The 26,783-nt window shown below is 68.0% G+C and carries 29 protein-coding genes and 1 pseudogene; 14 read left to right on the top strand and 16 right to left on the bottom strand.

The annotated features are described in order from the left end of the window. The first annotated feature begins 5 nt into the window (after window positions 1-5). Window positions 6-863, top strand: a complete 858-nt coding sequence (locus tag AB0M15_RS20100; RefSeq protein WP_363820755.1) for a helix-turn-helix transcriptional regulator — start codon at window positions 6-8, stop codon at window positions 861-863. A 32-nt stretch (window positions 864-895) separates the two neighbouring features. Then, a complete protein-coding gene (locus tag AB0M15_RS20095) occupies window positions 896-1,174 on the top strand; it encodes a hypothetical protein (RefSeq protein WP_363820752.1) in 279 nt (92 codons plus the stop codon). Here the strand turns inward: AB0M15_RS20095 and AB0M15_RS20090 are convergent. After that, complete coding sequence (locus AB0M15_RS20090) at window positions 1,167-1,628, bottom strand: hypothetical protein (protein WP_363820750.1); 462 nt, start codon at window positions 1,626-1,628, stop codon at window positions 1,167-1,169. The two genes, AB0M15_RS20095 and AB0M15_RS20090, sit on opposite strands and share 8 nt — an antisense overlap. 348 nt (window positions 1,629-1,976) lie before the next feature. On the opposite strand from AB0M15_RS20090, the gene AB0M15_RS20085 reads away from it, so the two are divergent. From AB0M15_RS20085 to AB0M15_RS20075, 3 genes are read left to right on the top strand one after another with little or no spacing between them, the layout of a single operon-like run. Beyond that, window positions 1,977-2,198 (top strand): hypothetical protein, encoded by a 222-nt coding sequence (locus tag AB0M15_RS20085; RefSeq protein ID WP_363820748.1) that lies wholly within the window; start codon window positions 1,977-1,979, stop codon window positions 2,196-2,198. A 4-nt stretch (window positions 2,199-2,202) separates the two neighbouring features. Beyond that, on the top strand, window positions 2,203-2,985 hold the full coding sequence (locus tag AB0M15_RS20080) for a TIM barrel protein (protein ID WP_363820745.1): 783 nt from the start codon (window positions 2,203-2,205) through the stop codon (window positions 2,983-2,985). Further along, window positions 2,978-3,436 (top strand): carboxymuconolactone decarboxylase family protein, encoded by a 459-nt coding sequence (locus tag AB0M15_RS20075; RefSeq protein WP_363820743.1) that lies wholly within the window; start codon window positions 2,978-2,980, stop codon window positions 3,434-3,436. The genes AB0M15_RS20080 and AB0M15_RS20075 overlap by 8 nt, the downstream gene beginning before the upstream one ends. 7 nt (window positions 3,437-3,443) lie before the next feature. On the opposite strand, the gene AB0M15_RS20070 is transcribed toward AB0M15_RS20075, so the two are convergent. Continuing rightward, the gene (locus AB0M15_RS20070; RefSeq protein WP_363820739.1) at window positions 3,444-4,040 is read right to left on the bottom strand and encodes a TetR family transcriptional regulator; all 597 of its coding nucleotides are present in this window, start codon (window positions 4,038-4,040) and stop codon (window positions 3,444-3,446) included. Window positions 4,041-4,117: 77 nt separating this feature from the next. Here AB0M15_RS20070 and AB0M15_RS20065 point away from each other — a divergent pair, with 77 nt between their 5' ends. Together AB0M15_RS20065 and AB0M15_RS20060 are read left to right on the top strand one after the other, a co-directional pair. Further along, on the top strand, window positions 4,118-4,810 hold the full coding sequence (locus AB0M15_RS20065) for an NAD(P)H-binding protein (RefSeq protein ID WP_363820736.1): 693 nt from the start codon (window positions 4,118-4,120) through the stop codon (window positions 4,808-4,810). Continuing rightward, complete coding sequence (locus AB0M15_RS20060) at window positions 4,807-5,157, top strand: YciI family protein (RefSeq protein ID WP_363820733.1); 351 nt, start codon at window positions 4,807-4,809, stop codon at window positions 5,155-5,157. Before AB0M15_RS20065 ends, AB0M15_RS20060 begins: the two co-directional genes overlap by 4 nt. A gap of 128 nt (window positions 5,158-5,285) precedes the next feature. Here the strand turns inward: AB0M15_RS20060 and AB0M15_RS20055 are convergent, their stop codons facing one another. The 4 genes and pseudogenes from AB0M15_RS20055 to AB0M15_RS20040 all read right to left on the bottom strand — a co-directional run. Then, the gene (locus tag AB0M15_RS20055; RefSeq protein WP_363820731.1) at window positions 5,286-5,597 is read right to left on the bottom strand and encodes a hypothetical protein; all 312 of its coding nucleotides are present in this window, start codon (window positions 5,595-5,597) and stop codon (window positions 5,286-5,288) included. A gap of 277 nt (window positions 5,598-5,874) precedes the next feature. Then, window positions 5,875-6,924, bottom strand: coding sequence for a LacI family DNA-binding transcriptional regulator (locus AB0M15_RS20050; protein ID WP_363820728.1), 1,050 nt, complete (start codon window positions 6,922-6,924; stop codon window positions 5,875-5,877). 71 nt (window positions 6,925-6,995) lie between these two features. Continuing rightward, the gene (locus AB0M15_RS20045) at window positions 6,996-7,316 is read right to left on the bottom strand and encodes an SDR family oxidoreductase (protein ID WP_363822282.1); all 321 of its coding nucleotides are present in this window, start codon (window positions 7,314-7,316) and stop codon (window positions 6,996-6,998) included. A gap of 98 nt (window positions 7,317-7,414) precedes the next feature. Continuing rightward, window positions 7,415-7,525 (bottom strand): annotated as a pseudogene (locus AB0M15_RS20040) (3-oxoacyl-ACP reductase); the annotation flags it as partial. A 171-nt stretch (window positions 7,526-7,696) separates the two neighbouring features. Here AB0M15_RS20040 and AB0M15_RS20035 point away from each other — a divergent pair. Then, window positions 7,697-8,251: a MarR family transcriptional regulator gene (locus AB0M15_RS20035; protein WP_363820726.1), complete on the top strand. Its 555-nt coding sequence runs from the start codon at window positions 7,697-7,699 to the stop codon at window positions 8,249-8,251. Between the two features lie 32 nt (window positions 8,252-8,283). On the opposite strand, the gene AB0M15_RS20030 is transcribed toward AB0M15_RS20035, so the two are convergent. Next, on the bottom strand, window positions 8,284-9,717 hold the full coding sequence (locus tag AB0M15_RS20030) for an MFS transporter (RefSeq protein WP_363820724.1): 1,434 nt from the start codon (window positions 9,715-9,717) through the stop codon (window positions 8,284-8,286). A gap of 116 nt (window positions 9,718-9,833) precedes the next feature. On the opposite strand from AB0M15_RS20030, the gene AB0M15_RS20025 reads away from it, so the two are divergent. Together AB0M15_RS20025 and AB0M15_RS20020 are read left to right on the top strand one after the other, a co-directional pair. Further along, complete coding sequence (locus tag AB0M15_RS20025) at window positions 9,834-10,484, top strand: TetR/AcrR family transcriptional regulator (RefSeq protein ID WP_363820722.1); 651 nt, start codon at window positions 9,834-9,836, stop codon at window positions 10,482-10,484. A 114-nt stretch (window positions 10,485-10,598) separates the two neighbouring features. Beyond that, a complete protein-coding gene (locus AB0M15_RS20020) occupies window positions 10,599-12,884 on the top strand; it encodes an excinuclease ABC subunit UvrA (protein ID WP_363820720.1) in 2,286 nt (761 codons plus the stop codon). Between the two features lie 51 nt (window positions 12,885-12,935). Here AB0M15_RS20020 and AB0M15_RS20015 read toward each other — a convergent pair whose 3' ends face one another. Both AB0M15_RS20015 and AB0M15_RS20010 read right to left on the bottom strand, forming a co-directional pair. Beyond that, entirely contained in the window at window positions 12,936-15,248 is a 2,313-nt protein-coding gene (locus AB0M15_RS20015) for a M4 family metallopeptidase (protein ID WP_363820718.1), read from the bottom strand. Between the two features lie 298 nt (window positions 15,249-15,546). Next, on the bottom strand, window positions 15,547-16,332 hold the full coding sequence (locus AB0M15_RS20010; RefSeq protein ID WP_363820716.1) for an SGNH/GDSL hydrolase family protein: 786 nt from the start codon (window positions 16,330-16,332) through the stop codon (window positions 15,547-15,549). Between the two features lie 227 nt (window positions 16,333-16,559). Here AB0M15_RS20010 and AB0M15_RS20005 point away from each other — a divergent pair, with 227 nt between their 5' ends. Continuing rightward, complete coding sequence (locus AB0M15_RS20005; protein ID WP_363820713.1) at window positions 16,560-17,702, top strand: alpha/beta hydrolase; 1,143 nt, start codon at window positions 16,560-16,562, stop codon at window positions 17,700-17,702. Here the strand turns inward: AB0M15_RS20005 and AB0M15_RS20000 are convergent. From AB0M15_RS20000 to AB0M15_RS19980, 5 genes are all read right to left on the bottom strand, one after another. Next, window positions 17,692-18,342 carry a DUF998 domain-containing protein gene (locus AB0M15_RS20000; RefSeq protein ID WP_363820711.1) on the bottom strand — a complete coding sequence of 217 codons (651 nt, stop codon included), beginning with the start codon at window positions 18,340-18,342 and terminating at the stop codon, window positions 17,692-17,694. The genes AB0M15_RS20005 and AB0M15_RS20000 overlap by 11 nt on opposite strands. 60 nt (window positions 18,343-18,402) lie before the next feature. Then, complete coding sequence (locus AB0M15_RS19995; protein ID WP_363820709.1) at window positions 18,403-19,173, bottom strand: ABC transporter ATP-binding protein; 771 nt, start codon at window positions 19,171-19,173, stop codon at window positions 18,403-18,405. Next, window positions 19,170-19,937 carry a cobalt ECF transporter T component CbiQ gene (cbiQ, locus tag AB0M15_RS19990; protein WP_363820707.1) on the bottom strand — a complete coding sequence of 256 codons (768 nt, stop codon included), beginning with the start codon at window positions 19,935-19,937 and terminating at the stop codon, window positions 19,170-19,172. The genes AB0M15_RS19995 and cbiQ overlap by 4 nt, the downstream gene beginning before the upstream one ends. A gap of 129 nt (window positions 19,938-20,066) precedes the next feature. Beyond that, entirely contained in the window at window positions 20,067-21,098 is a 1,032-nt protein-coding gene (locus AB0M15_RS19985) for an energy-coupling factor ABC transporter permease (protein ID WP_363820705.1), read from the bottom strand. Between the two features lie 44 nt (window positions 21,099-21,142). Beyond that, on the bottom strand, window positions 21,143-22,501 hold the full coding sequence (locus AB0M15_RS19980; protein WP_363820703.1) for an NAD(P)/FAD-dependent oxidoreductase: 1,359 nt from the start codon (window positions 22,499-22,501) through the stop codon (window positions 21,143-21,145). A 124-nt stretch (window positions 22,502-22,625) separates the two neighbouring features. Here AB0M15_RS19980 and AB0M15_RS19975 point away from each other — a divergent pair, with 124 nt between their 5' ends. Continuing rightward, window positions 22,626-24,119 (top strand): substrate-binding domain-containing protein, encoded by a 1,494-nt coding sequence (locus AB0M15_RS19975; protein ID WP_363820701.1) that lies wholly within the window; start codon window positions 22,626-22,628, stop codon window positions 24,117-24,119. Here AB0M15_RS19975 and AB0M15_RS19970 read toward each other — a convergent pair. After that, complete coding sequence (locus tag AB0M15_RS19970; protein ID WP_363820698.1) at window positions 24,102-24,728, bottom strand: helix-turn-helix domain-containing protein; 627 nt, start codon at window positions 24,726-24,728, stop codon at window positions 24,102-24,104. The genes AB0M15_RS19975 and AB0M15_RS19970 overlap by 18 nt on opposite strands. Window positions 24,729-24,820: 92 nt before the next feature. Here AB0M15_RS19970 and AB0M15_RS19965 point away from each other — a divergent pair, with 92 nt between their 5' ends. Both AB0M15_RS19965 and AB0M15_RS19960 read left to right on the top strand, forming a co-directional pair. After that, entirely contained in the window at window positions 24,821-25,552 is a 732-nt protein-coding gene (locus AB0M15_RS19965) for an SDR family NAD(P)-dependent oxidoreductase (RefSeq protein WP_363820695.1), read from the top strand. Between the two features lie 41 nt (window positions 25,553-25,593). Continuing rightward, a complete protein-coding gene (locus AB0M15_RS19960) occupies window positions 25,594-26,364 on the top strand; it encodes a metallophosphoesterase (RefSeq protein ID WP_363820692.1) in 771 nt (256 codons plus the stop codon). Here the strand turns inward: AB0M15_RS19960 and AB0M15_RS19955 are convergent. After that, entirely contained in the window at window positions 26,330-26,773 is a 444-nt protein-coding gene (locus AB0M15_RS19955; RefSeq protein WP_363820689.1) for a group II truncated hemoglobin, read from the bottom strand. The two genes, AB0M15_RS19960 and AB0M15_RS19955, sit on opposite strands and share 35 nt — an antisense overlap. Window positions 26,774-26,783 lie beyond the last annotated feature (10 nt).

Here is a 26,783-nt window from a genome sequence, read left to right as displayed (position 1 = left end):
CGTGGGTGTCCAGTTTCCAGAGAGCACGTGAAGCGCTAGGCAACCGCCTGCGCGAGATGAGGCTGGACGCCCACCTCACCGGCCGGGCCTTGTCGTCCGAGACCGGCTTCGCCCCACCGAAGATTTCGAAGATCGAGAGCGGCCGGCAGACGCCATCGGACCGTGACATCGAGCAGTGGGCCGCGGCTTGCGGCCAGAGCGGTGTGGTCCCGGAGCTGAAGGCGACGCTGCGCTCGCTCGAGCAGCAGTATGTCGAGTTCCGCCGGATGTCCCGAACCGGCCTGCCGGCGCGGCAGCGGACGATCGGTGACATCGAGGCCAGCACCGAGACCGTCAGGAACTTCGAGCCCTGCTTCGTGCCGGGCCTCCTGCAGACCGCCGAGTACGCCCGGTTCCGGTTCATCGAAGGCGACGCCGGGGACACCGAGCGCGGCGTGCCGACGAGCGAGGCCGAGGTCGACGAGGCGATCGCCGCCCGGATGGACAGGGCCCGGGCGCTGCACCGCGGCGACACCAAATTTCACTTCGTCATGACCGAGGCAGTCCTCAAGTACCGGGTCTGCCCGCCCGACGTGATGGCCGGCCAGCTCGGCTACCTGATCTCGATGACCACCGTGCCGACGATCCACGTCGGGATCGTGCCGTTCAGCGCCGACATGGCGGTCGGGCCTCTGCACGGCTTCTACCTGTACGACAGCACGCTCGTCCTGGTCGAGCTGTTCACGGCCGTCCTCAACGTCAGCCAGCCCGGCGAGATCGGCGCCTACGAGCGCGTCTTCGGGCACCTGGCGGACGCTGCCGTGTACGGCGCCGAAGCCCGGTCGCTGCTGGCCGACGCGTTGGACCGGCAGCAGGTCGGCTAGCCGGACTCGAACACCTGTTCTATCGTGGCGGTATGGCGCGCCACCCCGATTCGAGCCCACAGGACTTCTGGCAGGCGGTGCTGAACGAGCACTGGCCGCCGGCCGCCGTCGCACGGTCGCTGCGTGACGTGCCCAGCGATCGGCAGATCCCGGTGGTAGCGCGCGTGGTCTACAAGGATGACGGCGAGCAGCAGCTGGCCGGTGTGGCGGTGCGCTGGACCCAGCAGCACGTCTGCGTTCGTATCGGTGATCGCAGGCTGGCGACAGGGCTGGTCTGGCTCGCGCCGGCCGACGTGTGGCGGGCTACTTGAGCTTGTCGAGGACCGCCTGATACTTGGGCCGCAGCTTGGCCGGCGTCCGCTGCGCCAGGTAGGACAAGACCACGTTGCCGGAGCTGTACGCCGCGTCGCCGTACGTCGTGGCGAAATTCGCCTGGGCGGCCTCGTCCGCCCAGGTATAGATGCTGATGTCATCGGTGGTCAGGAGCTCCATGCATCCGAGTTGCTGGGTATCGCAGGCCTCGTCGTTATAGCGCTCGTTGCGCACCGGCAGGCCGGCCGCCTGGAACGCCTGGAGGACGTTCACGGCGGACAGCACGTTGTGCCCGTCGATCTCGGAGGCGGTCGTCGTGGGCGCCGCGGTCGGCGTCGTTGAGGCGATGGTCGTCGACTGGCTGGTCGAGGCGGCCGGTTCGTTGTTGCTACTGCAGGCTGCGATGGTCAGCAGCAGGAAAGCCGCGGTGAGTGCGGCGAGTGTCTTCGTCATCACGAACAAGGTAACGCTGAGTTGGGTTGACGCCTAGGCGTCGGTACTGCGCATATGTGGTGCACGCGGCCGGTTGGTTCGTTGTTCCCGTCCGCTGGTGAGGTCGACCGCAACCACAACGCTCAGGCGTTGACCCATGCCCGCCTGATCGAGCGCCGAACCAGCGATCGAAGACTGGCACTAGGCGGCACGGCCAGCTACCCTCGGCTCCGTCCGGCGCGGCATGGGCACGGTGCTCCGGTCCTCGGCTTGCTCTCGCTGGCGGTGTGGCACCGCTTCTGCCTCCACTCGCACGCGGTCTTCCCCTGCCCCGCGTACGGCTTATCTGTATGTGGTGTTGGTGTCATCATGAGGAACAGCAACCTTCTCTGGCCGCTCGTCATCTCGAACAGCGACTCCACCCGCACCGCGGCCGTCGGGCTGCAGGTCTTCCAGGACACCAACGGGACGCAGTGGAACCTGCTGTTGATGGCGGCAACCATCACGACCGTCCCGTTGATCGTGCTCTTCTTCCTCACTCAACGCTGGTTCGTCAGAGGCATCACCATGAGCGGGCTCGGAGGCCGCTGAAAACATGACCTATACCTGGTCCGTCTTCACCAAACCCTGGTCCGGCCTGCCCGGCGACGAGCTGGGCAAGCTCGTCGCCGGCCTCGGCTTCACCGGCGCCGAGATCCCCGTCCGCGACACCGCCTTCGTCACCCCGGCCACCGCCGGGTCCGACCTGCCACCCTTCGTCGAGCAGCTCCGTGCCGAGGGCGTCGAACCGATCAGCATCGCCGGCGACCTCTCGGAGAGCGCGTTCTCAGCGGCAGCCAAGGCGGGCGTCCCGATGATCCGCATCATGGCGCCCATCGGCCCCGACGGCTATGCGGCCTCCGTACGCCGGATCCGTCAGGAACTGGAGGACGCCATCACGCTCGTGACGCGGTACGGCGTACAGGTCGGTGTGCAGCCACATCACGGCAGGTTCGTCACCTCGTCCCTTGGCGTTCTCCACCTGCTGGAAGGTCTCCCGGATGAGTTCAAGGTCGTCTGGGATGCCGCCCACGACGCCCTCGCCGGCGACGACCCCGCCGTCACCCTCGAACTGGTGAAGGACAGACTCGGCATCGTCAACCTGAAGAACGCCAAGTACCTCCGCACCGACGAAGGCTGGAAGACCTGGTTCGGCCAAGCCGATGAAGGCCTGTCCGACTGGTCCGCCGTCTTCGCGAACCTCCACGACTACACCGGCCCAATCTGCCTCACCGGTCAGTACTCCGATCCATCCGTGCCGGTGGAAGAGCGCTTGAGAAGCGATCTGCGCACCGCTGTCACATCCTCGTCGGCCGCTCCGTCAGGGGAGTATGACTGAACGGATGAAGAACCCGGCGATGATCCTGCCGGACGCGATGACCGGGATCCAGAACATCTACAAGGCGATGTACAAGGGCGGTGTCCCTGCCACCATCCTCGAACTCGTCCACCTGCGGGCCAGCCAGATCAACGGGTGCTCCGCCTGCATCTACGGCGGAATCCACAGCGCGAAGAAGAACGGTGAGACCGACGAGCGGTTGCACCAGGTCGTCGCCTGGCGTGAGTCGGAGCTGTTCACCGACGCCGAGCGGGCGGCGCTGGCGATGGCCGAGGCGGCGACCCGGCTGGCCGACCGGCCGGACGCGGTGACGGACGAGATCTGGGCCGAGGCAGCCAGCCATTTCGACGAGACGCAGCTCGCCGCGATCGTGTTGATGATCAGCCTGACCAACCTGTTCAACCGACTCAACACCACGGTCCGCGCCACCGCGGGCGCCACCTGGGCCTGACGGCTCCCTACACGAGTGCCCTGGACCTGCGGGCCGGCTGCAATGCGGCCCGCAGGGCGGGGGCGATGATCCGGCGGACGTCGGCGTCCGACATGGTCGCCGCCGGACGGAGCGGATTGAGGTAGCGGGTGAAGATCAGGCCGCCGATCACCGCGACGGCGGCCGTGGCACGATCGGTCGCGTCGGGGCCGCGGAGAAATTCAGCAATCCGGCCGTGGATCTCCCGTTCGAGAAATTCCTGCAGGACCTGCATCACGTCGGCGTCCTGCGGCGCCATCCGGGTCAGCTCGGCCAGTGGCTCGGCGTCGGCCCACATCTCCAGCACCGCCTCCAGCAACCGGTCGGCGAAGCCCGGCTGGTCGCCTTCGAGCGCACGTACCATCGCGGCGGACTTCCCACAGCGGAACTGCATCGCCTCGCCGAACAGCCCTTGTTTCGAACCGAAGTGATAGCTGATCAGCGCCGAGTCGACCTCGGCCGCCGCAGCCACCTTGCGGACCGTCGTACCGCGGTAGCCGTGCTCTAGGAACAGGTCGTAGGCAACGGCGCTGATCCGGTCCTTCGTGGCCGGGTTGCCCCGCGGACGCCCTCGCGATTTATTCATCAACGTTGAATATCCCTGCCCGGGAAGCGCACTGTCAAGCACGTCACCGGATCGCCCGGCGACAGTGAGGGAGCAGCATGCGCATCGTCGTTTTCGGGGCAGCCGGAGCCACCGGCCGGGTGCTGGTCGAGCAGGCACTGGAGGCCGGCCATGAAGTCGTCGCCGCGGTCAGACGGCCGGAAGCGGTCGCTCCGCGGGCCGGGCTGAGCGTAGTACAGGCTGATGTGATGGACGCGGCGTCGGTTCGTACTGCGATCGCCGGGGCTGACGCCGTCTACTCGGTGGTTGGCGGCAAGCCGTCGCGGAAGCCGGTGGAGCTGTATTCGACGGCGGCCACGAACATCGTCGCCGGGATGCACGAGACCGGGGTGAAGCGGCTGTTCGTGATCAGCACGGTGGTTCTCGAGCCGGGGTGGCGGCCGAGCAATGCCTTCTTCTTCAACAATGTTCTCGACCCGCTGGTGAATCGCGTGGTGGCGCGGACGACGCACGACGACATGCGGCGGATGGAGCGGATCGTTCGCGACAGCGGGCTGGACTGGACGATCGCGAGGCCGTCGGGGTTGTTCAGCAACGGCGCGGTGACGGCGTACGAAGTACGCGAAGATCAGGCTGATGGAGTGTTCACCGCGCGTGAGGACCTTGCCGCGAGCCTGCTCGCTCAGCTGGACACCGACGCGTACGTGGGCCGCGCGATGGCCGTCATCACCACCGCGGTGAAGCCGAACATCGCCAAACTGATCTGGCGAGAGGCCATCATGTCGTCATGAAGTACATGCTGTTGATCTACGGGAACACGCAGACGTGGGATGCCCTCGACGCGGACGGGATCGAGGCGGTGTACGACATGCATCGCGAGATCCTGGCCGAGACGCGGGCCAGCGGTGAGCTGCTGGCCTCCGATGGGCTGACCAGCGAGCACGCGCGGGTGGTCCGGGTCACGGATGGCGTGGCGGCTGTCACCGACGGGCCGTTCACGGAGGCGAAGGAAGTGCTGGCCGGCTACTACCTGCTCGAGTGCACGCTGGAGCGCGCGACGGAACTCGCGGCGAGGCTGCCCGAGGCCCGCTACTCCCCGATCGAGGTCCGCGCACTGACGGAACCGATCAAGGAATAGCCGCCCGGCGTTCCAGGGGCTTGCCGGTCTCAGCTCGGCGTTGACCTGAGACCGGCGAGCCACTGATTCGGCCGGTGACCCCCAGCCGCAGGCTAGGGTGTTCATCCGGTCTGGTCAGCCCAGCTCGTTCAGCTGGGGTAGCTCGGCGCGAGGGTGACCCCACCTGAGGCGGGCTGATCACCCATCCCCCGGCCACCCCGGACGAACAGTGTCGCGCCCCGCTCGGGTGCCGGAGCACCGTCGTCGAGACGCAGTGTGGTGGTGAGGCCGTTACTGAGCCTCAGTACCGCCACGCGGCGCGGTTGCCCGGACGGGATCGACGAGTTCACCTCGTGGACGCCGGTACAGACCGCCGGTTGAACAGCAGCCCGGCCGAGTTGCGAAGTACCGTGACTCCTCACACCACGGCACTGCTCGGCGAGCTTTTTCAACGCTGGCACACATCCCCCTCTCATTGTTCCCCCGAGGAACAGTTGTTGACGGGACAACTGCAGTCCTACGGTTTCTGCCGCTTGGAACGGAGCAGCAGTTGCCACAATTCCGGACCTGACGGGGCACGGAAGTGATCCCGGCAGCCTTGCTCACAGTGACGGTCTTTTCAAGGGATGGCGCAGCGAATCCCGCCTGCCGGAACTGTTGTCCAGCCAACGACTGCCCACTGAAACCCCTGACAACGATTCCAACGCCGATCCGCCTTGGTAAAAAGGGGAAAGGGAGTCAGCGGGCCGTACTCGCACGGGTGATGATCCGGTGCGGAATCATCACCCGCCGGGGGGTTGCGTCCTTGTCCGCCATCCGTTCACCGAGCAGGTCCAGCGCCGATTCAACGAACAGCCGGCGGTCGAAATCGACCGTCGTGAGGGGCGGAACGGTGTACTGACTTTCTCCGATGTTGTCGAATCCGGCGACCCCGCAGTCACCCGGTACCGCGACGCCGGACTGCCATAGTGCTGACAATGCACCGAAGGCGATCGTGTCGGTGAAGCAGAAGAACGCGTCGGGTAATTCGTGGGTGTCGATGTAGCGCCCGACGACCGCCGCGGCACCTTCCGGGCTCCACCGGTCGAGGCCGATCTCGAGCTCGGGATCGGGCCCGATGCCCGCTTCGGCGAGAATTTCGCGATAGCCCTGCGTCCGCAGCCGCGCCGCCGCCGTCCCGGGAGCATCGGTCGAGCCGCCGATCCGGCCGGTACCGCTGGAACCGCTCGGGATCTCCGGGGTGCCAACCGCCGCGATGCGCCGGAAGCCCTGGTCGAGCAGATGCTGGGTCATGTCGCGCGCGGCAGCAACGTTGTCGATCGCAACCTGGCTGACCATGTCCTGATCTACGTCACCGATCAGCACGACCGCCGGCAACGGGCCGGCCGTCATCACGGCGCTGTCGTCGAGGTTGACCGGGTTGAGGATCAGTCCGTCGACCAGATGCGCACGTGCCTTGGAGAGCAGTTCGAACTCGCGCTTCGGCTCGGCGGCCGTCTGCTCGATCTGCACACCCCATCCACGCCGGTGAGCCAGCTCGACGACCAGATGGGTGATCTCCGCGGAGTACGGCCGGAGCAGGTCGGGCAACGCGAGCCCGATCATCCCGGACCGGCCGTTCCGCAAGCCACGGGCGCTCATGTTGGGCACGTAGTCGAGCTCGACCAGCGCCTGCTCGACCCGCTCGCGCGTCTCCGGCCGGACGAACACGACGCCGTTGATCACGTTCGACACCGTCTTGGGTGAGACCCCGGCCAGCTTGGCGACATCCTTGACCGTGGCACGCATGGCCCCATTGTCACCGACGTCCCGCGATTCCGCGCGATGCCTTCGTTGTCAGTACTCCGGGGTGGCGCGGCTCAGCGCGTCGTGAGCGCGCCGCCGTTGCTGTGCAGGGTCTGGCCGCTGATGTAGCGCGCGGCCGGCGAGGCGAGGAAATGGATGGCGGCCGCGATGTCACTCACTTCGCCGTGGCGCTTGACCATGGTTGCCGACAGCAACCGTTCGCGCCGCTCGGGGGTGAGCCGGTCCTGGAAGAACTCGGTCCCCGCGGTGAAGCCCGGCGCCACCACGTTCGAGGTGATGCCGCGCGGACCCAACTCGGCGGCGATGTCCTGGTTCCAGGTCGCCAGGGCCGACTTGGCCGCGCCGTACGAGCCCGCGCCGCGGGTGCCGGCGATCGAGCCGATGTGGACGACCGCTCCCCCGTCGGCGAGCCGGGCGCGAGGGCGGTCGTCATCAGCACGGCGGTCAGCACGTTGGCGTCGAAGTTGGCGATCCAGTTGCTCTTGAGCAGTGCGAGGTCCTGCTCGTCGTCGGGCGCACCGAAGTCGGTGTTGCCGCCGGCGTTGTTCACGAGCACATCCACCTCCCCCGGCAGTTCGAGCACAAAGCGGCGTACCTGCTCCGGATCGGTCCCGTCGCAGACGAACGCCTGCGCGCCGAGCTCCGCCGCCGCCTTGCCGATTCCCGTCCCACCGCCGGTCACCACAATCGTCCTGGACACGCCACACTCCGTCGTTTAGGTCTAAATGTTTAGCTCTAAACGTAGCATGGCTCCGTGGATGCCTACCCTCTCGATACGCCGAGCCCGTACCCGCCGGCCGCCATCGCCGAAGCCTGGCAGCGCGAGCGGCCGGGCACCCCGACCGATTCGATCGGGATCGTCACTCCCCTGTGGCGGCTGGCCAAACTCTTCGCTGACGACCGACGCCGCCTGCTGGCCGACCTCGGCGTCGACGGCGCCACCCTCGACCTCCTCAGCGTGCTGCGCCGCGCCGGTAGGCCGTACGAACTCACCACCCGCCAGCTCACCGAGCGCACGCTGGTGACAGCCGGCGCGATCTCCCAGCGCGTCAACCGCGCCGGACAGGCGGGACTCGTGGAACGCCGCACCGAGACCGATGGCTCCCGGGCGGTCGTCGTCTCCCTCACCGACGCTGGCCATGCCTTGGTCGAACGGACCGTGGAACAGGTCCTCTCCCGTGAGTCGGACCTGATCTCGTCCCTCACCGCCGCCGAGCGAGAGCTCCTGGCGGGCAAGCTCCAGTCGCTGCTCGACGACGTAAGCCGGCGAGTCCGCGCAGAGCCGAACCAGACGCCGACCGCCCGCTGACGGCGCGGGCAGTCGGCTCTCGTGGAGTGCGGTCAGCCGACGGTGGCGGCTTCCGTGGTGGCGAGCTCAGGGGCCGTGTCGGTGCGGCGGGTGGGGATGAAGGCGGCGATGAAGAAGGCGACCAGGGCTGCGGCCGAACCGATGGCGAGGATGACCCGGAAGCCGTCCTTGGAGGGGACGCTGACCGGGCCGAGGCTGATCGTCAGGTGGGCGAGGATGACGCCGGCGACCGCGCTCGAGATCGAGGTACCGATCGAGCGGCTCAGCGTGTTGAGGCTGTTCGCGGCCGCCGTTTCCGAGACCGGGACGGCGCCCATGATGAGGGCCGGCATCGCGCCGTACGCGAAACCGATACCGGCGCCGATCACGGCCGACACGATGATCAGGTGCCAGACCGCGCCCATCGCGACGATGCCGAGCGCGTAGCCGGCCGCGACTATCAGGGCACCGATCATCAGGGTCGTCTTCGGTCCGCGGGCCTTCGAGATCGACGCCGAGATCGGTGCCGTCGCCATCATCACCAGACCGGACGGTCCCATCACCAGACCGGCAGTCAGCATCGACTGGCCGAGGCCGTAGCCGGTTGCCTTGGGCAACTGCAGGAGGGTCGGCAGGACGAGCGACATCGCGAACATCGCGAAACCGAACACCGCCGAGGCGATGTTTGTCAGCAGCACCTGCGGGCGGGCGGTCGTCCGGAGATCGACGAGCGGCTGCGACGACCGCAGCTCGAACCAGCCCCAGACCAGGAACACTACGACGGCCGCACCGAGCAGGCCCAGTGTCGAGGCAGAACCCCAACCCCAGTCAGCACCCTTGGAGATCGCGAGCAGCAAGCAGATCAGCCCGGCTGAGAGCCCGGCAGCGCCAATCAGGTCGAACCGGCCGCCGGTGCGGACCGCCGACTCGGGGACGAACGTCAGTACCAGCGCGAGCACGATGACGCCGAGCGCGGCCGACGTCCAGAAGAGCACATGCCAGTCCGCCCGATCGGCCAGGAAGGCCGCGGCCGGCAGACCGAGCGCGCCACCGACTCCGAGTGAGGCGCTCATCTGGGCCGTCGCGGAGCCGAGCCGCTCGGATGGCAGTTCGTCGCGCATGATGCTGATGCCGAGCGGGATCACCGCCGAGGCCATCCCTTGCAGGATCCGCCCGACGAGCATCGGCGTGAGCGAGTCGCTCAGCGCCGCGATGACCGAGCCGGTGATGAGCAACCCGAGGCTGACGAGCAGCATCCGGCGCTTGCCGTACATGTCGCCCAGGCGGCCGACCACCGGTACTGCGACCGCCGCGGCGAGCAGCGTTGCGGTGATGACCCACGCCGTTCCGGACGCCTTGGCGTGCAGCAGCATGGGGAGTTCGGGGATCAGCGGGATGACGAGGGTCTGCATCAGCGAGACCACGATGCCGCCGAAGGCGAGGACCGCCACGACGGCGGTGGGCTTCGGCGAGCGGGCAGTGGGCACGAGAGCCTCCGGTTGGGCGAAACGATGAAGACAACGCCGACGACATTAAGTCAGTCAGTTGACTTACGCAAGTGAGCTGACAGACTGGACCGCAGGACGAGACGAGAGGTGCATCCATGACGGCGGCCGAGAAGACCGCGCGGGCCGACCGGGCCGGCGCCACCCGGGACGTGATCCTGGCGACCGCCGAGCGGCTGTTCGCCGAGCACGGTGTGTTCGGCGTCTCCAACCGGCAGATCAGCGAGGCCGCCGGGCAGGGCAACAATGCCGCCGTCGGCTACCACTTCGGCACCAAGACCGACCTGGTCCGCGCGATCGTGCGCCGGCACACCGACCAGATCGAGCAGCTCCGCGTGCGGATGCTGGCCGAGCTCGGTCCCGAGCCGGACGTCCGCGACTGGCTCGGCGTGCTGATCCGCCCACAGGCCGAGCACCTGGCCGAGATCGGGCCGCCGACCTGGTTCGCCCGGTTCAGCGCGCAACTCATGACGGATCCCGGCCTGCGCCAGATCATGCTCGAGGAGTCGCTGACCTCACCAGCGCTGCAGCAGATCATCGACGGGCTCAAGGGCGCCCTGCCCGACCTCCCTCCCCCGGTGCGGCGCGAGCGCGGCGACATGGCCCGGCTGCTGATGGTGCACCTGCTGGCCGAGTACGAACGCGATCTCGACGCCGGTACGCCGGTCGCGCGGGCCACCTGGCAGGACACGGCTACCGGGTTGATCGATGCCCTGGTCGGCCTGTGGACCGCGCCCATGACGGCCTGACCCGGCACCAAGACCTTCAACCGCCGATAGGAGGTTGGACGGCGGGCCACGGTTCGCGGCGGAGCGCAGTACAGGAAAAGTCTCTACAGGCGGCTCAATGAGAGACTGGACTGCATGCCTGCCACGATTTCAGCCGACAGTCACGACGTCATCCAGGTCCGCGGAGCGCGGGAGAACAACCTCGGCGGGGTCTCCGTCGACATCCCCAAGCGCCGGCTGACCGTCTTCACCGGAGTCTCCGGCTCCGGCAAGTCCTCCCTCGTCTTCGACACCATCGCCGCCGAGTCCCAGCGGCTGATCAACGAGACCTACACGGCCTTCGTGCAGAACTTCATGCCGAGCCTGGCCCGCCCCGACGTCGACTCGCTGCGCAACCTGAGCGCCGCCATCATCGTCGACCAGGAACGGATCGGCGCCAACGCGCGCTCGACGGTCGGAACGGCGACCGACGCGCACACCATGCTGCGGATCCTGTTCAGCCGCCTCGGTACGCCGTACGCCGGACCGCCGTCGGCGTTCAGCTTCAACCGGGCCGAAGGGATGTGCCCCACCTGCGAAGGACTCGGCAAGGCGTCCGAGATCGACCTGGACGAGTTCGTCGACCGGTCGCTGAGCCTGAACCAGGGCGCGGTGAAGGTGCCCGGATTCGGCGTCGACACCTGGTACTGGCAGTTGATGGCGAAGTCCGGGCTGTTCGATCCGGACCTACCGCTGAAGGACTATCCGGCCGAGGTGTGGGACCAGTTCCTGTACCAGCCGGCCACGAAGGTGAAGGTCGGGACGAGCAACCTGACCTTCGAAGGCCTGGTCAGCAAGGTGAAGCGCAACCTGCTCGCGAAGGACCGCGAGTCGATGCAGAACCACGTCCGGGTGTTCGCGGACCGGGCGGTGAAGCTGGTCCGATGCCCGTCCTGCGACGGTGCGCGGCTGAACGAAGCAGCACTTGCGGTGCGGATCGACGGGGCCGGGATCGCCGAGTGCTCGCGGATGCAGATCAGCGAGCTGTCGCAGTTCATCGGCGGGATCAAGGACCCGTCGGTCGGGCCGATGCTCGAAGGGCTGCACGCGACGCTGGAGTCGATGGTCGACATCGGGCTGGGCTACCTCAGCCTGGACCGGGAGTCGTCGACGCTGTCGGGTGGCGAGGCGCAGCGGGTGAAGCTGGTCCGGCATCTGGGTTCGTCGCTCACCGATGTCACCTACGTCTTCGACGAGCCGACGGTCGGGCTGCACCCGCACGACATCCAGCGGATGAACGAGTTGCTGCTGCAGTTGCGCGGCAAGGGCAACACCGTGCTGGTCGTCGAGCACAAGCCGGAGACGATCCAGATCGCCGACTACGTGGTCGATCTCGGTCCGGGTGCGGGGCAGGCCGGCGGACGGCTTTGCTACGCCGGTGACCTGAAGGGGTTGAAGAAGTCGGGGACGCTGACCGGGCGGTACCTCGATCACCGGGTCGGATTGCGCGATCAGGTCCGCCAGCCGACCGGGCAACTGCGGATCGAGGGCGCGACGCTGCACAACCTGCAGGACGTCAGCGTCGACATCCCGCTCGGAGTACTGACCGTGGTCACCGGGGTGGCGGGATCTGGGAAGAGCTCGCTGATCCACGGGTCGCTGGGAGGGCGCGATGGGGTGATCGTTGCCGGGCAGGATCCGATCAGGGGGTCGCGGCGGAGCAACCCGGCGACGTACACGGGTCTGCTGGATCCCATCCGGGCGGAGTTCGCGAAGGCGAACAAGGTGAAGCCGGGGCTGTTCAGCGCCAACTCGGTCGGCGCCTGCCCTACCTGCAAGGGACTCGGGGTGGTCTATACCGACCTCGCGATGATGGCCGAGGTCGCCTCGTTGTGCGAGGACTGCAACGGCGCCCGGTTCACCCCGGAGGTACTCGGCTATCTGTTGCGCGGCAAGAACATCAGCCAGGTCCTGAACATGTCGGCGACCGAGGCGCGTTCCTTCTTCGAGAAGGGTCCGGCCCGCGCGATCCTCGACCGTCTCGTAGCAGTTGGCCTCGGCTATTTGGGCCTAGGGCAACCACTTACCACCCTCTCCGGCGGCGAACGCCAACGGCTGAAGCTGGCGATCCACATGGGCCGCAACGGCACGACGTACATCCTCGACGAACCGACCACCGGCCTGCACCTGGCAGATGTCGACCAGCTGCTCACCTTGCTCGACCAACTGGTTGACGAAGGCAACACAGTCATCGTCATCGAACACCACCAAGCAGTGATGGCCCACGCCGACTGGCTCATCGACCTGGGCCCGGGCGCCGGCCACGACGGCGGCCAGATCGTCTTCACAGGCATACCGGCCGACCTGATCGAGAGCAGCGCCTCCCTCACCGCGGAACACCTGCGCCAGTACGTCGGTGCGCCGGCGACCGTCGACGTCTAGACGCGAAGAAGGCCCGGCGGACGAATCCGCCGGGCCTCCTTCAGCAGCTGACTAGCTGCAGGTGTAGATGGTGGCGTTGTCGAGCCACCAGTTGGCCGGGATCAGGTCGGAGAAGTCCGCCCCGTTCCCGTTCCAGCGGAACTTCAGCAGCTTGCCGCTGAACTGCGACACGTCCACCCGGCTGGTCTCCCAGCCGCCCGAGTTGCCGTGCCAGTTGGCCGGCTCGTCGGGGAAGTTCGGGTCGACGGTCGGCCCGTTCGTCCACGGCAGCGCCGAGCTGTCGTGCCAGGTGGTGCCGTTGTCGTCGGAGTAGTCCAGCGTCGCCGTACCGGTCCGGACCGCGAAGATGAAGAACACGTTGTAGAAGTTGTACGCGTGGGTGAAGCGCAGGTACGTCTTCTCGTTCTTGATCTTCATCGCGCTCTTGGTCTGCACGGTGATCGACGACGTCGGGTCGGTGATCTGGCCGTAGAGCGAGTCGTCGCCGTCGTTCGAGTACGAGGTGTCGACCTGGGCGGTCGGGTCACCCTGCTGCTTGCCGAGCACCCAGCCCGGGGTGTGCGTGACGACGCCGTCCGGGTCTTCCTTGAAGGAGGTGGTGATCAGGTTCTTGACCTTCTCCGCCGAGGTGTCGCAGACCGGAGCCTTGGCCGGCTTGCCGATGCCCGGCGCCTTGTCCAGCTCGGTGGCCAGGATCGCCTTGTTGACCTCGGCGCAGTCCGCGTTGGTCATGTTCTTCACGTGGTGCTTCTGCAGCACGTTGCAGGTGGAGCGAAGGGCCTCGGCCAGGTCGCTGTAGTCAGCTCCGCTGGTCAGCACCTTCTGGGTCTCGTGCCACAGCGACTCGGACTTCGGCAGGCCGATGCCTACCGGGCTCTGGCCGTTGAACGAACCGCCGTCGGCGATCAGGAACGCGGTCTTGTTGCCGACGCCGGAGTTGAAGTGCACGCCGCCGTTGTCCTGGAAGAACTCGTCGTCGAAGAAGTTCGGGCTGGACATCTTGTCCGGGTCGCCGAACTGCGGCGGGTTCTTCATCGAGCGGATCGCGCCGAGGCTCGAGCCCTCACCCATCAGCCAGCGGTTGGCCGGGGTGTCGTCCGCGGACCCGTTGGTCAGGTCGGTGAACTCGCCCATGATGTCGGACAGCGACTCGTTGATCGCGCCGGACTCCCACAGGTAGGCCAGGCCGGCCGTGTGCTGGGTGACACCGTGGGTCAGCTCGTGACCGGTGATGTCGTCGGTGCTGACGCCTTCACCGAAGGCCATCTGCTCGCCGTTCCAGAACGCGTTGGCGAACGGGCAGGAGCCGCTGACGCAGACCCGGACGGTGCCACGGATGGCCTTGCCGAGTCCGTCGCCGTAGTCGGCGCCGATCAGGTTCGTCAGGTCGGTACCGAGCCCGGCGTACAGGTTCGAGGTGTCACCGAAGAAGTCGAAGACCTGGTTGACGTCGCCGACCGAGGAGACCGGGCCGCCCTCGACCCGGGTCGGTGCGAAGACGCCGCCGCCACAGCGGGCGTCCTCGTTGCCGGTGACGATGTTGGTGTGGTTCGCATCGCAGACGACGCGGTTGATGTGCTCGGCCAGGTCCCAGGCGATCAGCGCCTTGCCTGCCGACGCGTGCACCATCGCCTGCCAGCGGACGTCACCCTGACCGGTCACCTCGTACAGGTAGACCGGGATGGCGACAGAGCCGGGCTGACGGGTGACCAGGCTCATGTCGAACCAGCGCGGGCCGACCAGCTTGGCGGTCAGCGTCGAGCCGTCGACCTTGGCGCGGGTGGCCACCGACTGGACCGCGGTGTCCTGCGCCTTGGCCTTCGCGGCGTCGACCGCGCCGGCGGCCGGGAACGCCCCGTACGTCGCGAGCGAGACCTCACCGTTGGCGGACTCCAGCGCGCCGGTCTTGTCCAGGTTGGTGACGATCTCGCCGCCGTAGACCTGGACGCCGTCGATGGTCTGCTGGAACTTGACCTGCGAGCCGAACGCGCTGAGCGAACTCGACTGCGCCACCAGGTCGGCCGGGCGGGCACCGAAGTACGGCGCGACCGAGGCGACCTGCGCCTTGGCGACCGCGACCGCGTCAGGCTTGCTGGAGGCGGACTTGCCGGCCTTGGCGCCGACCGAGGCCGGGGCCTTCAGCGGGGTCGTGGGCCGGATCGAGTGGGCACGGCCGGTCTCGTCGCGCTTGGAGACCAGTCCGCTGCCGCCGGCCTTCGGAGAAGCGATGATGCGCATCTCCGGGCTCTGGGCGGCCGTGGTGTCGGACGACGGGACGGGGGCGCTGTTGGCCAGCCCCGGTGCCGTCAGGCTGATGGAGACTGCGCCGACCGCGAGGCCGGCGAGCCAGGTACGAGCTTTCAAGATGTTCCTCCCCTTGCAGTTCTCACGCTGAGCGGGCGTGAGGGCTGCAATCTGTCATCCGCCCAATCCCCTGCGCGACCGCACGTGATCCATCTCACACCCAACCGTTTCGGGCTCTCACGGACGGTCACTACAGCGTTGGAACGTCCGCTCAGCGGACCCTACGCAGAGTGCTGGCACAGGTGCGTCGCGGCACCAGGAGGCCAACGGTAGAAGGCGAAATCTGGCCGGATGACGGGAGTTTCCGGCCTGCTCGACAGCCCCGGCGAAGGGGTCGTCGAACAGGCCGGAAGGTGTCTCAGGTGAGCTGGTCGTCGACCAGGTTCGCGTACCCGGTGTGGCCGGTGGTGTTCGGGTGGTACGACTCGCTGATCGGGTTCGACAGTCCGTTGATCCACTCCGGGCTGCCGCAGACGGTGTGCCCGATGAACGCCGAGGTCGGGTTCACGAAGCTGTAGCCGGCCGCGCTCGCCGCGGCCGCGATCTTCGAGTTCAGCAGATCGGCGGTCGCGTTCAGCTTGGTCATCTCGTCGCCGCTGAAGAAGGTACCGGCGTTGCAGTCGGTGCCGTTGAACAGTCGCGGGTAGCCGACGATGATCACCTTCGCCGTGGTCGCCCGGCTGCGAACCGTCGCGTACAGGGTGTTGAGCCGGCCGGGGATGGTGTTGTTGATGGTCGCCTGGGCGGTGGCGATCGCGCCGTTGCAGTCGCCGAGCCAGGACGGCTTGGCGCACTCGGTGATCACCGACGAGAAGCCGGCGTCGTTGCCGCCGACCTGCAGGGTGACCCAGCGGACGCCGCTGTTGAGTGGTCCGAGTTGGTTGGCGGTGACGTCGGCGACCCGGGCTCCTGAGCAGGCGACGAAGGTCAGCGCGGCGCCGACGCGGGCGGCGTCGAGGTACGGATAGGCCTTGGTCGAGCGCTGGCAAGAACCGCTGTCGGCGATGTAGGTGCGGGTGCCGACGCCGGAGGCGTACGAGTCGCCGAGGGCGACGTAGACGGGGGCCGCGGCGTGCGCGGCGGTGGGGGTGAGCAGCGCAGTAGCGACTACTGCGGCTCCGACGAGTGCGGCGAGTTTCTTCATGGGCGGACCGCCTTCTGGTGTGGGGGGAACCGAGGCAGGGTGAACTCAGAGTCACCATCCTCTACCAGTGAGTAACGCGCAATACTTCGGTAAGAAATTCACCGGAGTGTGCTGAATGCGGTAACCACTGTTTGCCCGTCCACCCCTCGGTGGAACTTCGGCGCCGCTCGGATGGAGATGCACCTCGATCCCGGCCCGGGCGGCCAACTGGCTGCCACGGTGAAGGCATGTGGACCCGACGAAGCTTCCTGACCTCGACCATCGCCCTGACGAGCCTGGCTGGAGCGCTGCCGGCGCGAGCCGCCTCGACCTCTACTTCACCCTCACCCGCCGCCGACCTCACCCTGAGGTTGCCGGCCCCGGCCGGACCTCATCGGCTCGGCGTGAGAACCCTGCACCTCACCGACAGGGGCAGAGTCGATCCGTGGAACGGAAGTCCCGATCGCGAGCTGGTGCTCACCGTCTTCTACCCGGCCCGCACCACCCGCGGCTGTCATCGGGCGCCGCAGATGACAGCAAGAGCCGCCGGGAACTTCAAGGGCTTCGCCGCCTACTACCACCACCTGCCCGCAGGTGTGGACTGGTCGGCGACCCTCACGCACTCGTACGCCGACGCGCCTCCCGCACCGGGACGCCGCCCGGTCCTCCTCTACTCCCCCGGCGGAACCGACCCGCGAACCCTCGGCACCGGCCTCGCCGAAGACCTCGCCAGTCACGGCTACGTGGTCGTCACCATCGACCATCCGGGTGAGACCAGTGAGGTCGACATCCCCGACGGCGAGCTGCGCACGATCCAGATCCCGCCGACCACCCCGACGGATCCGGTCCTCTCCCGGCTGATGATGTCGACGCGCTTCGCCGACGTCCGCTTCGTCCTCTCGCGGCTCAGCACCCTCGGTCTGCCCCTCGACCTGCGCCGGATCGGCATCTACGGCCACTCGGCCGGCGGCTCGACCGCGGCCCAGGCGCTGTACGAGAACCGCGAACTCAAGTCGGCCATCAACCTCGAGGGCTACCTCGACTACCTGCCACTCCCGCCAGGCGAACCCGACGAGCTCTACCCCATCGCCCAGCACGGCAGCGACCGGCCGCTGCTCCTGGCCGGCACCGACGGTTTCCGCGACGCACGCTTCGACAGCTCCTGGTCGGCGCTACTCGCTCACCACGGCCCGGTACGACGTACCGAAATCGCCCACGCCAACCACTGGGTCTTCACCGACCTCGGCGCGATGGCACCTCAACTGCAGGCCGCCGGACTGATGACAGCCGAAGACCGCACCGACCAAGTCGGTGCGGTCAACCCGGCGATCTCGGTCCCGCTGATCCGCCGCACGGTCCGGTCGTTCTTCGACCGCACCCTCAAACGCTGACCCGCTGGAACTTGCGCAGTACCAGCGAGATCCAGCTCCAGCCGAGCGCGACGGCCGCGTAGAAGGCGAGCACCGGTCCACCCGTCGACCCCGATGCGATCCCCGCGAAGGCCGCCAGGAAGGAGACACCGGTGACGATCGAGTACGCCGACCAGCCCCGCTCCCCACCACGCGCGAACCGTCGGGCGACAACGAAGCAGGCGATGACGAAACCCAGGAACCCGATGCCACCGGCCGCGAAATGCAGGCTCGCGTGCCAACTCATCGAGGCAGCCTGACCGTCCGGAGCACCTGCCGGAAAGCCCATCGACGGGTCGGGCACGAACAGGCCCGCGGCGACCGTGCCCACGCCGTACAGGCCGAGCAGTCGAGGCGCCCACCGGCTGCCGGAGACCCGCAGCAGCCCCACGGCGCCGGCGATCAGGAGCACGCCGGTGATGACGAAGTTGGCGGACTGGATCCAGCCCAGCTCGCCGACGGCCAGCATGCTCGCGGCGTGCTTGCGGATGTCGAAGCCGTCGCGGGTCAGCGCCTGCGCGGCGACGACCAGGCTGAAGAACGGGCCGGCGACGATGCCCGCCGTCAGGAGCCGGCGGGTCGGCGAAGTCGTGCTGGTGTAGGTGGTGGCGATGGCGGTCATGGCATTGTCCCTTCGGTTGGTCTTGCCAACGCGTCGTACGGGACCTCACCAAATCGACAGCTAGTGCTCCGGACCGGGAACCGACAGCGGGTCGAAGCCGTAGGGCAGCTCCAGACGATGGGCCGTCATCAGCTCGGCGTCGCCCAGCAGCTCGCGGGTCTTGCCGTCGGCGACGATCCGGCCGCCGTCCATCAGCAGGCTGCGTTCGCAGAGCTGCAAGGCGTACGGCAGATCGTGGGTGATCATCAGCAAGGTGACGTCGAGGCCCGAGAGGATGTCGGCGAGTTCGCGGCGACTGGCCGGGTCGAGATTGCTCGACGGCTCGTCCAGGACCAGTACTTCGGGACGCATCGCCAGCACCGTGGCCACCGCGACCCGGCGCCGCTGACCGTAGGACAAGTGGTGTGGAGCGATGTTCGCGTGGTCCTGCATGCCGACCTGGACCAGCGCCTCCTGCACGCGATCCTCCAACTCCGGCCCACGCAGCCCGAGGTTCGCCGGACCGAACGCGACGTCGTCGCGGACCGTTGGCATGAACAACTGGTCGTCAGGATCCTGGAAGACCAGACCGACCTTCCGCCGTACTTCGGGCAGGTGTTCCCGATGTAGATCCGTCCCACCGATCTGGATCCGCCCGCTGCCACTGCCACCCGCCACCGAACCGAGGATGCCGTTGAGGTGCAGCACCAGGGTCGTCTTGCCCGCGCCGTTGGGACCGAGCAGAGCCACTCGCTCGCCGCGCTGGATGGTGAAGTCGACGCCGTACAGGGCCTGCCGCCCATCGGGGTAGGCGAAGACCAGACGCTCGACGTGGATCGACGGACCGCTCACAAGCCAGCAACCCTAGCTGTCACCGCGATGAGCACCGCGAGCAGGGAGATCGCGAGCCCCTCGGCCCACTGGTTGCGCGCGGCACCGGAGGCGGCCAACTGCGGCATCCGGCCGGTGTAGCCGCGCGACTGCATCGCCAGGTGGACCCGTTCGCCGCGCTCGAAGCTGCGCACGAACAGCGCCCCTACTCCCCCGGCGACCGCTTTCAGATGACCGACGCGGCCACCGGCGTACCCGCGGGACTCGCGAGCGATCCGCATCCGGTGCAGGTCGTCCGAGACGACGCTCAAGTAGCGGACCATGAACGACAGGATCGCGACGAGCGTCGACGGCAACCGCAACCGCTCGAGGCCGGCGAGCAGCTCGCGTGGAGCGGTCGAGGCCGACAACACGATCGCCGCGATCACGCCGAGGGTGCCCTTGGCGAGAACATTCCAGGAGCCGAGTACGCCCGGCTCGGAGACCGACACCCCCAGGACGTCGACTTGCGGGCCGGTGGCGACGAACGGGAGGACCAGGGCGAAGACGATGAACGGGGTCTCCACCGCCAGCCGCCTCATCACCGTTGTCACCGGCAACTTCGCCAGGGCGACCGCGCCGGCCAGCAGCGCGGCGTACAGGGCGAAAGCCCAGAAGACACCGGCCGGGGTGGAGACGACGGCCAGGACGAAGACGAACAGCGCGACGATCTTCACCTGTGCGGGCAGCCGGTGGATCCGGCTGTCGACCGCGACCAGCAACCCGTCCCCTGCCGCCCCACTCACCGCGCGCCCCCGACCAAGCCGTCCGGCGGCACCGCCTCGACCGAGCCGCTCATCGGGCTGCCGGCCAGGTGGCCCAGCCGGTCCAGTCGGTCCACTCGGCGGCGAGGAAGGTCTGGTCGTCGGAGCGCATCAGGCGGCCTTGTCCGCGCGGGCGGACGACCGCAGCGACGCGATCTTCGCGATCGCGAGGCCGACGACGATCGTCACCAGGACGCCGATGATGCCGGCCAGCGCTCCGGAGACCTGCGAGTTGCCGATCCCGCTCACGCCGTAGTCGGCCAGCGGGCTGCTCGCCACCGCGGAGCTCTTCGCCGCGCTCTCGAAGCCGAGCTTGGCGCCGACGAACTCGAGGCCGTCAGGATGTGCGCTCGCGAACAGGCTGACCACCCCCGCGACCAGCAGGGTGGCCGCGATGCCGACCCCGTACGACCGACCGGCAGGCCGGGCCGCGACCGGCCGGTCCGGCGAGACGGTCGAACTGTTGCCATCGGCATCGACCAGGACGAGGTCGGCCTGCAGGTGCCGAGCGGCATAGACGAGGTCCGGCCGGGTCGCGACCACCGCGCTGAGCACGGCGGCGGTGATCACCGCCTCACCGAGCCCGACCAGGATGTGCCAGCCGACCATCGCCGTCGCGAGCTTGCCGAGCGGGATGTCGACCGCCCCGCCGCTCGCGTAGAGGCCGGTGAAGCACAGGGCCGCGACCGGCACCGAGATGAGGGCGCCGACGGTCGTGGCCGGTACGACGCTGCCGACGCGCTTGGGCAGAGCCTTGAGGAGTGCCCGCGTCACGAAGTACCCGACGAGAACGGTGACCAGGCCCATCAGGGTGATGTTGGTGCCGAGTGCGGTCAGGCCGCCGTCGGCGAAGAGCAGTCCCTGCACGAGCAGCACGGTCGACATCACCAGGACGGCCGACCACGGCCCGACCAGCGCCGCGGCGAGCGCACCGCCGAGCAGGTGCCCGCTGGTCCCGGCGCCGACCGGGAAGTTCACCATCTGGACGGCGAAGACGAACGCGGCGGTCAGCCCGGCCAGCGCCGGACCCGTCTCACGGATCTCCCGGTTGGCGCGCTGGAGGCTGAAGCCGACCGCACCCGCGGCGATCAGGCCGGTGGCGATCGAGGTGGGCGCGTCGAAGAACCCGTCAGGAACATGCATGAGCACATTCTTGATCTACTTGCGACCCAATCGCAAGAAGAGACCTACAGATCGGCGAGTGCGGACTCGATCGCGCGGTGGATCGTCGGGTATGCGTAGATCATCTGTCGCAGAGTGTGAACGGGAACCCGGGCATGCACCGCCAGCGCGAGCGTGCCGAGCACCTCACCACCGGTCGGCCCAGCACTCGTCGCGCCGACCAGGACACCCTGCTCATTGTCCATGATCAGCTTGATGAATCCCTCGTTGTCCGCCTTGTGGATCCATCCTCGCGTGGAGGCCGGCACCTGGGTGATACCTGTCCGTACGTCGAGACCCTGGTCGCGAGCCTGCTTCTCGGTCAGCCCGACCGCGCCGATCTCCGGATCGAGGAAGGTCACCCGCGGCATCGCGTGATAGCTGGCCTTGGGCGCGTCCTCGGCACCGAGGATGTCCAGGACGGCGACGTTGGCCTGGTACATGGCGTTGTGCGTGAACACCCCGACCCCGGTGACGTCACCGATCGCCCACACGCCGTCACCCGCGCGGACATGCTCGTCGACCTCGATCCGGCGCGCGGCCGGGTCCAGCCCGACCTGGTCGAGGCCGAGCTCCCTGATGTCCACCCGGCGACCCGTTGCCACCAGCAACTTCTCACCGGTGACCGTGCTGCCGTCCTCGAGCGTCACCGTGAACGCGTCACCGCTGTGGCTGACCGATTTGGCGTGTTGACCGGTCCGGAAGGTCACGCCGTCGCGCTCCAGGGCGAACCTGGCCAGCTCGCTCGACTCGGGCTCCTCCATCGCCAGCACCCGGTCCGCGCCCTCGATCACCGTCACCTGTACGCCGAACCGTGCGAAGACCTGCGTCAGCTCCATCCCGATCGCGCCACCGCCGAGCACCAGCAACGACGCCGGCAGCGTCTCGAGCCTGATCGCGTCCTGGTTCGTCCAGAACGGCGTACCGGCGAGTCCTTCGATCGGCGGGACGACCGGGACCGTGCCGGTGGCGACGATGATGCCGCGGCTCGCCTCGAACTCGCGGTCGCCGGAGACCACCCGGCCGGGGCCGGTGATGGTGCCACGGCCGCGGACGAAGGTGACACCCTTGCCGACCAGCCGGTCGACGGCGACCTTGTCGTTCCAGTTGTCGGTCGCCTCGTCGCGGATCCGCCTGGCGACCGGGGCCCAGTCGGGCGTGACGGTCGCGGTACCGGCCATCCCGTCGACCCGGCGGGTCTCGGCGATCAGGTCGCCGGCCCGGATCATCATCTTGCTCGGGATGCAACCGAAGTACGGGCACTCGCCGCCGACCAGCCGCGGCTCGATCCCGACCACGTTCAGCCCCGCCTGCGCCAGCCGGCCGGAGGCCTCCTCGCCACCGACGCCCAGCCCGATCACGACAACGTCCACCTGTTCAGCCATGCCGCCAATCTCGCAGACGGCGCCGCCCTCGCCAAGCCCTGTAGCTGCGTGTCATCGGACGGTAAGTGGCTGATCGCTATCCGGGATTCAGATGCTGTTCACCAGCGCTGACTAACTTTCAGTTGTGGACTTTTCCGGTCTCGGGGACATCAATCTGGAGACCGTGATCGCGGCCGTCGCACTGATCGGCACGGTGATCGTCTGGCTGGTCGACCGGTACTTCCTGCGCCGCAAACGGCTCGTCTACCGGGTCCAGGTGGATGCCCCGATCGGCGTCTTCCCCAGCTCGCACATGGTCGACGTCGAGGTCCGGTACCAGGGTGCCGTCGTGCCCGATCCGAGCATCGTGCTGCTGCGCGTGGACAACGCCGGCGGCATGGACATCGAGCCGCACCACATGCACGAGAAGGTGTCGTTCGCGTTCCCCGACCGCAAGATCGTCGGGCTCGAGGTGACCGAGGCCAAGCCCGAGGCGCTCGGCGAGATGCTGCAGCGCCAGCTCGACTCGGAGAACTTCATCGAGACGAGCAAGCTGATCCTGCCGCGGACGGCGATCAACCGGGGCGACAGCTTCAAGTTCCTGCTCGTCCTGAGCGGGCGCGGCGACGGGGTTACCCACTCGGGATATCTGGCCGGTGGGTCGGCCGGTGGCGGCGTCTACCACGAGCCACGGCCGCGGGGGCCTGGCCGGCGTACGTTGATGTTCGGGGCGTTGTCGCTGGTGCTCGTCGGGGCGCTGGTCGCGTTGTTCGTGGTCGATGTGTTGCAGCCGCCGGACAACTGCTCGGCCGGGCAGCTGCGGGTGATCGGGTCGACCGCCGTGGAGCCGACGATCCGGGAGCTGCGCAGCGCGTACGCCGCCGAGTGCACGAGCGCCGACATCACGATCGCCGCCAACGGCAGCCGCAGCGGGACGCGCGAGCTCGACGAGACCGGCGCCAAGGACGCGGCCGCCGCGGAGAAGCTGATCGCGATGTCGGACGGGCGGGCCGAGGAGGCGCCGGACCTGCAGGGCAAGGCCGTCGCCATCGTCGTGTTCGCCGTCGTGGTGAACCGGTCGACCGACGTCGCGGCGCTGTCCGCGGCGCAACTGCGCTCCATCTACGCGGGCAAGGTGACCAACTGGAAGCAGCTCGGCGGGCGCGACCTGCCGATCCGGATGGTCTCTCGGGTCGGGCCGGACTCGGGTTCGCGACGGACCTTCCGCGACAAGGTGCTGGCCGGCGATCAGGAACTGGGCATCTCGTCCGACGACTGCCGCACCAAGGACGATCCGGTCGCCAAGCATCACCGCTGCGAGGTCGGTACGACCGAAGAACTGCTCGCGCGCGTCAACGACATCGAGGGCGCGATCGGGTACGCCGAACTGGGCAGCTCGCGCAAGTTCCCCGGCATCACGGCGCTCGCGATCGACGGCGTCGTACCGGAGGCGGCGAAGGTGGCGGACTCGTCGTACAAGTTCTGGGAGGTCGAGTACGCCTACACGTACAAGTCTCCCGCGGCAGACTCGCTGCAGGCCGCCTTCCTCACCTACCTGACCTCGACGCCGGCCAAACCGGTACTGGAGCGCGACGGCCTGGTCCCCTGCCCAGACCTGCCGTCATCCTTCTGCGGCTGACCCTGCTGGAGCGAGTGCCGACTGCAGGCTGCCCGGCAGCGGGTGTGGCAGCTTCGTCGGGTGGACGGGCGCGAGACCGTCGAAGGCCAGCGCGAGGTAGCGGCGCCAGGCGTCCGGGTGCGCACCGAGCACGGGCGCGGCGGTCTGCTGGATGCCGCCGAGCAACAGCACGATGTCCGTGCCGGTCACATCGTCGCGAATGGCACCTTGCTCCCGGGCCCGAGCGGTCAGTACCTCCACCAGCCCGGCGAAACGCTCGATCGCGGCCCTGACCTCGGCATTCTGCAAGGAGGGCTTGCCGACCACCTCGCAGAAGGCCTGATCTCCGGCGAGCGCCTCGACGCCGGCCGTCATCAGCTCCCACAGCGCCTGACCCGCGTCGTCGGCATCGCGCAGGCTGTCCGCGGTCTCGATCAGCCGGTCGAGGAGTTCGAGCATGATCGCCGCGAGCAGGTCGTCCTTGCTGGCGAAGTGCCGGAAGACCGTGCCCTTGGCGACCCCCGCCCGCTGAGCGATCTCCCCGATCGACACCTCGACGCCCGACTCCGCGAACGCCGAACGGGCCGCGTCGACCAGCAGGCCGCGGTTGCGCACCATGTCCGCCCTCATGGTGTGAACTCTACCACCTAACATGACCGCCCGGTCAGGTTGTGCCTAGACTGAAAATGACCATCCGGTCACTTTCTAGTCGAAGGAGTCCCATGAACCTCGAAGGCAAGATCGTCCTCGTCACCGGAGCCTCGTCGGGCATCGGCCAGGCGACCGCCCTCGCACTGTCGAAGGCAGGCGCCAAGGTAGCCGTCGGAGCCCGCCGGGCCGACCGGCTCAAGCTCCTCGCTGAGGACGCACCGGGCGAGATCCTCGCCCTCGATCTGGACGTCACCGACCAGCAGTCGATCCAGGACGCGGTCGCGGCGACGGTCGCGCACTTCGGCCGGCTGGATGCTTTGGTGAACAACGCCGGCATCATGCTCAGCGGGATGATCCTGGGCGCGGACACCACCGAATGGTCGCGGATGGTCGACACCAACCTGCTCGGCTCGATGTACGCCGTGCACGCCGCGTTGCCGCACCTACTCGAGTCGAAGGGGACCGTCGTTCAGGTGTCGTCGACCTCGGGCCGGATCGCGTCGGCGGCCGGGGCCGCCTACTCGGCCACCAAGTTCGGCATCACCGGCTTCATCGAGTCGTTGCGGCAGGAGGTCACCACGCAGGGCGTGCGGGTGGTCGTCGTCGAGCCTGGATTCGTCTCGACCGAGCTGGCCAGTCACATCACCGACCCCGCGATCCAGGCGATGGCTCAGCAGATGGCCGCGTCGATGCGCACATTGCAGCCCGAGGACATCGCCAACGCGGTCGTCTACGCGCTCGGCCAGCCCGACCACGTGTCGGTGAACCAGCTGCTAATTCGGCCGACAGACCAGGATCGCTAACGCTAGATTGGGCCTCTCTCATTAGATCGATGGAGGCCCGAATGTACGTGATTGCACACCTCAGTGACCCGCACCTCGACGGCACCGCCACCGCACGCGACCGGCTGCGCAGCGTTACCGGCTACCTGCGCGCGTTCTCGCGACCGGTCGACGTCGTCTTGGTGACCGGGGATCTGGCCGATCACGGGCTGCCCGCGGAGTACGCCGAGGTCGCGGCCGAGCTGGATCTCGACGTACCGGTGCTGATGTTGCCGGGCAATCACGATGTGAGTGCGCCGTTGCGTGCCGGGTTGCCGGTCGAGTCGGCTGGCGAGGGGCATCCGGTTCATCAGGTGCAAGACGTAGGCGCGGCCCGTTTCGTGCTGCTCGACACGTCGGTGCCGGGTGAGGACCACGGGTTGCTCAGTGCGGAATCACTTGAGTGGCTGACGGGAGTACTGGCTGAGCCGGTGGACGGTCCGTTGTTCGTCGCGTTCCACCACCCGCCGAACAAACTCCAGCATCCGGTACTGGACCAGTGGGTCCTCCAGGACGCCGAACCGTTCGCCGCCGTACTCCGCGGCAAGCCGATCACCGCGATCCTCACCGGCCACGTCCACAACGGCGTCTCGACGACCTTCGCCGGGCACCCGCTATTGGTTGCCCCCGGCATCCGATCGACCGCACCCCTCCCCTTCGAGCCGGCCGCCGCCAACGGCCTGGTCGACGTCGAGGCCCCACCCGGCCTGGCCCTCCACATCGTCGCCGACGCTCAACCTCTAGTCACCGTCTATCGCGTCATACCAGCCCGTCCCACGACCACTGCGGAATAGTCAGATCGCGTGGCACCGAATCCTTGGACCCGTGGTACCGAGCCATGCTGACGCTCGTCGCCCACGCGAAGTAGTCGTAAAGCACCTGGCGCACAGGGTCGGTCAACCCGACGTCATCCAGCGCCTGCCCAAAGCAGACGATCGCCCGCCGATCCATCTCCAGGTGCTCACCATTACCGCTGTGCATGTGCACGACCGAGCTCTCGGTCCCGTAGCCCGCGCTGGTGAACGCGGGCGGACCGCCGAGCGCCTCGACCCAGTAGGCAGCAAGGCGCTCTGTGTGCTGCGGATGAAACCCATGACTGAACGCGTGACTCACAACCTCATCAGCCAACACCCGCTCATGCCAGGCAGCCGCCAGCCGAAGCAGCCCTTCATCCCCACCCGCAGCCTCATACACACTCTCCATCCCCCGAGCC

It is taken from the genome of Kribbella sp. NPDC051718, from assembly GCF_040681515.1.
Lineage (GTDB): Bacteria > Actinomycetota > Actinomycetes > Propionibacteriales > Kribbellaceae > Kribbella.
The sequence above is the reverse complement of the archived record's forward strand: the minus strand, read 5'-3'. Positions and strand labels throughout refer to the sequence as shown.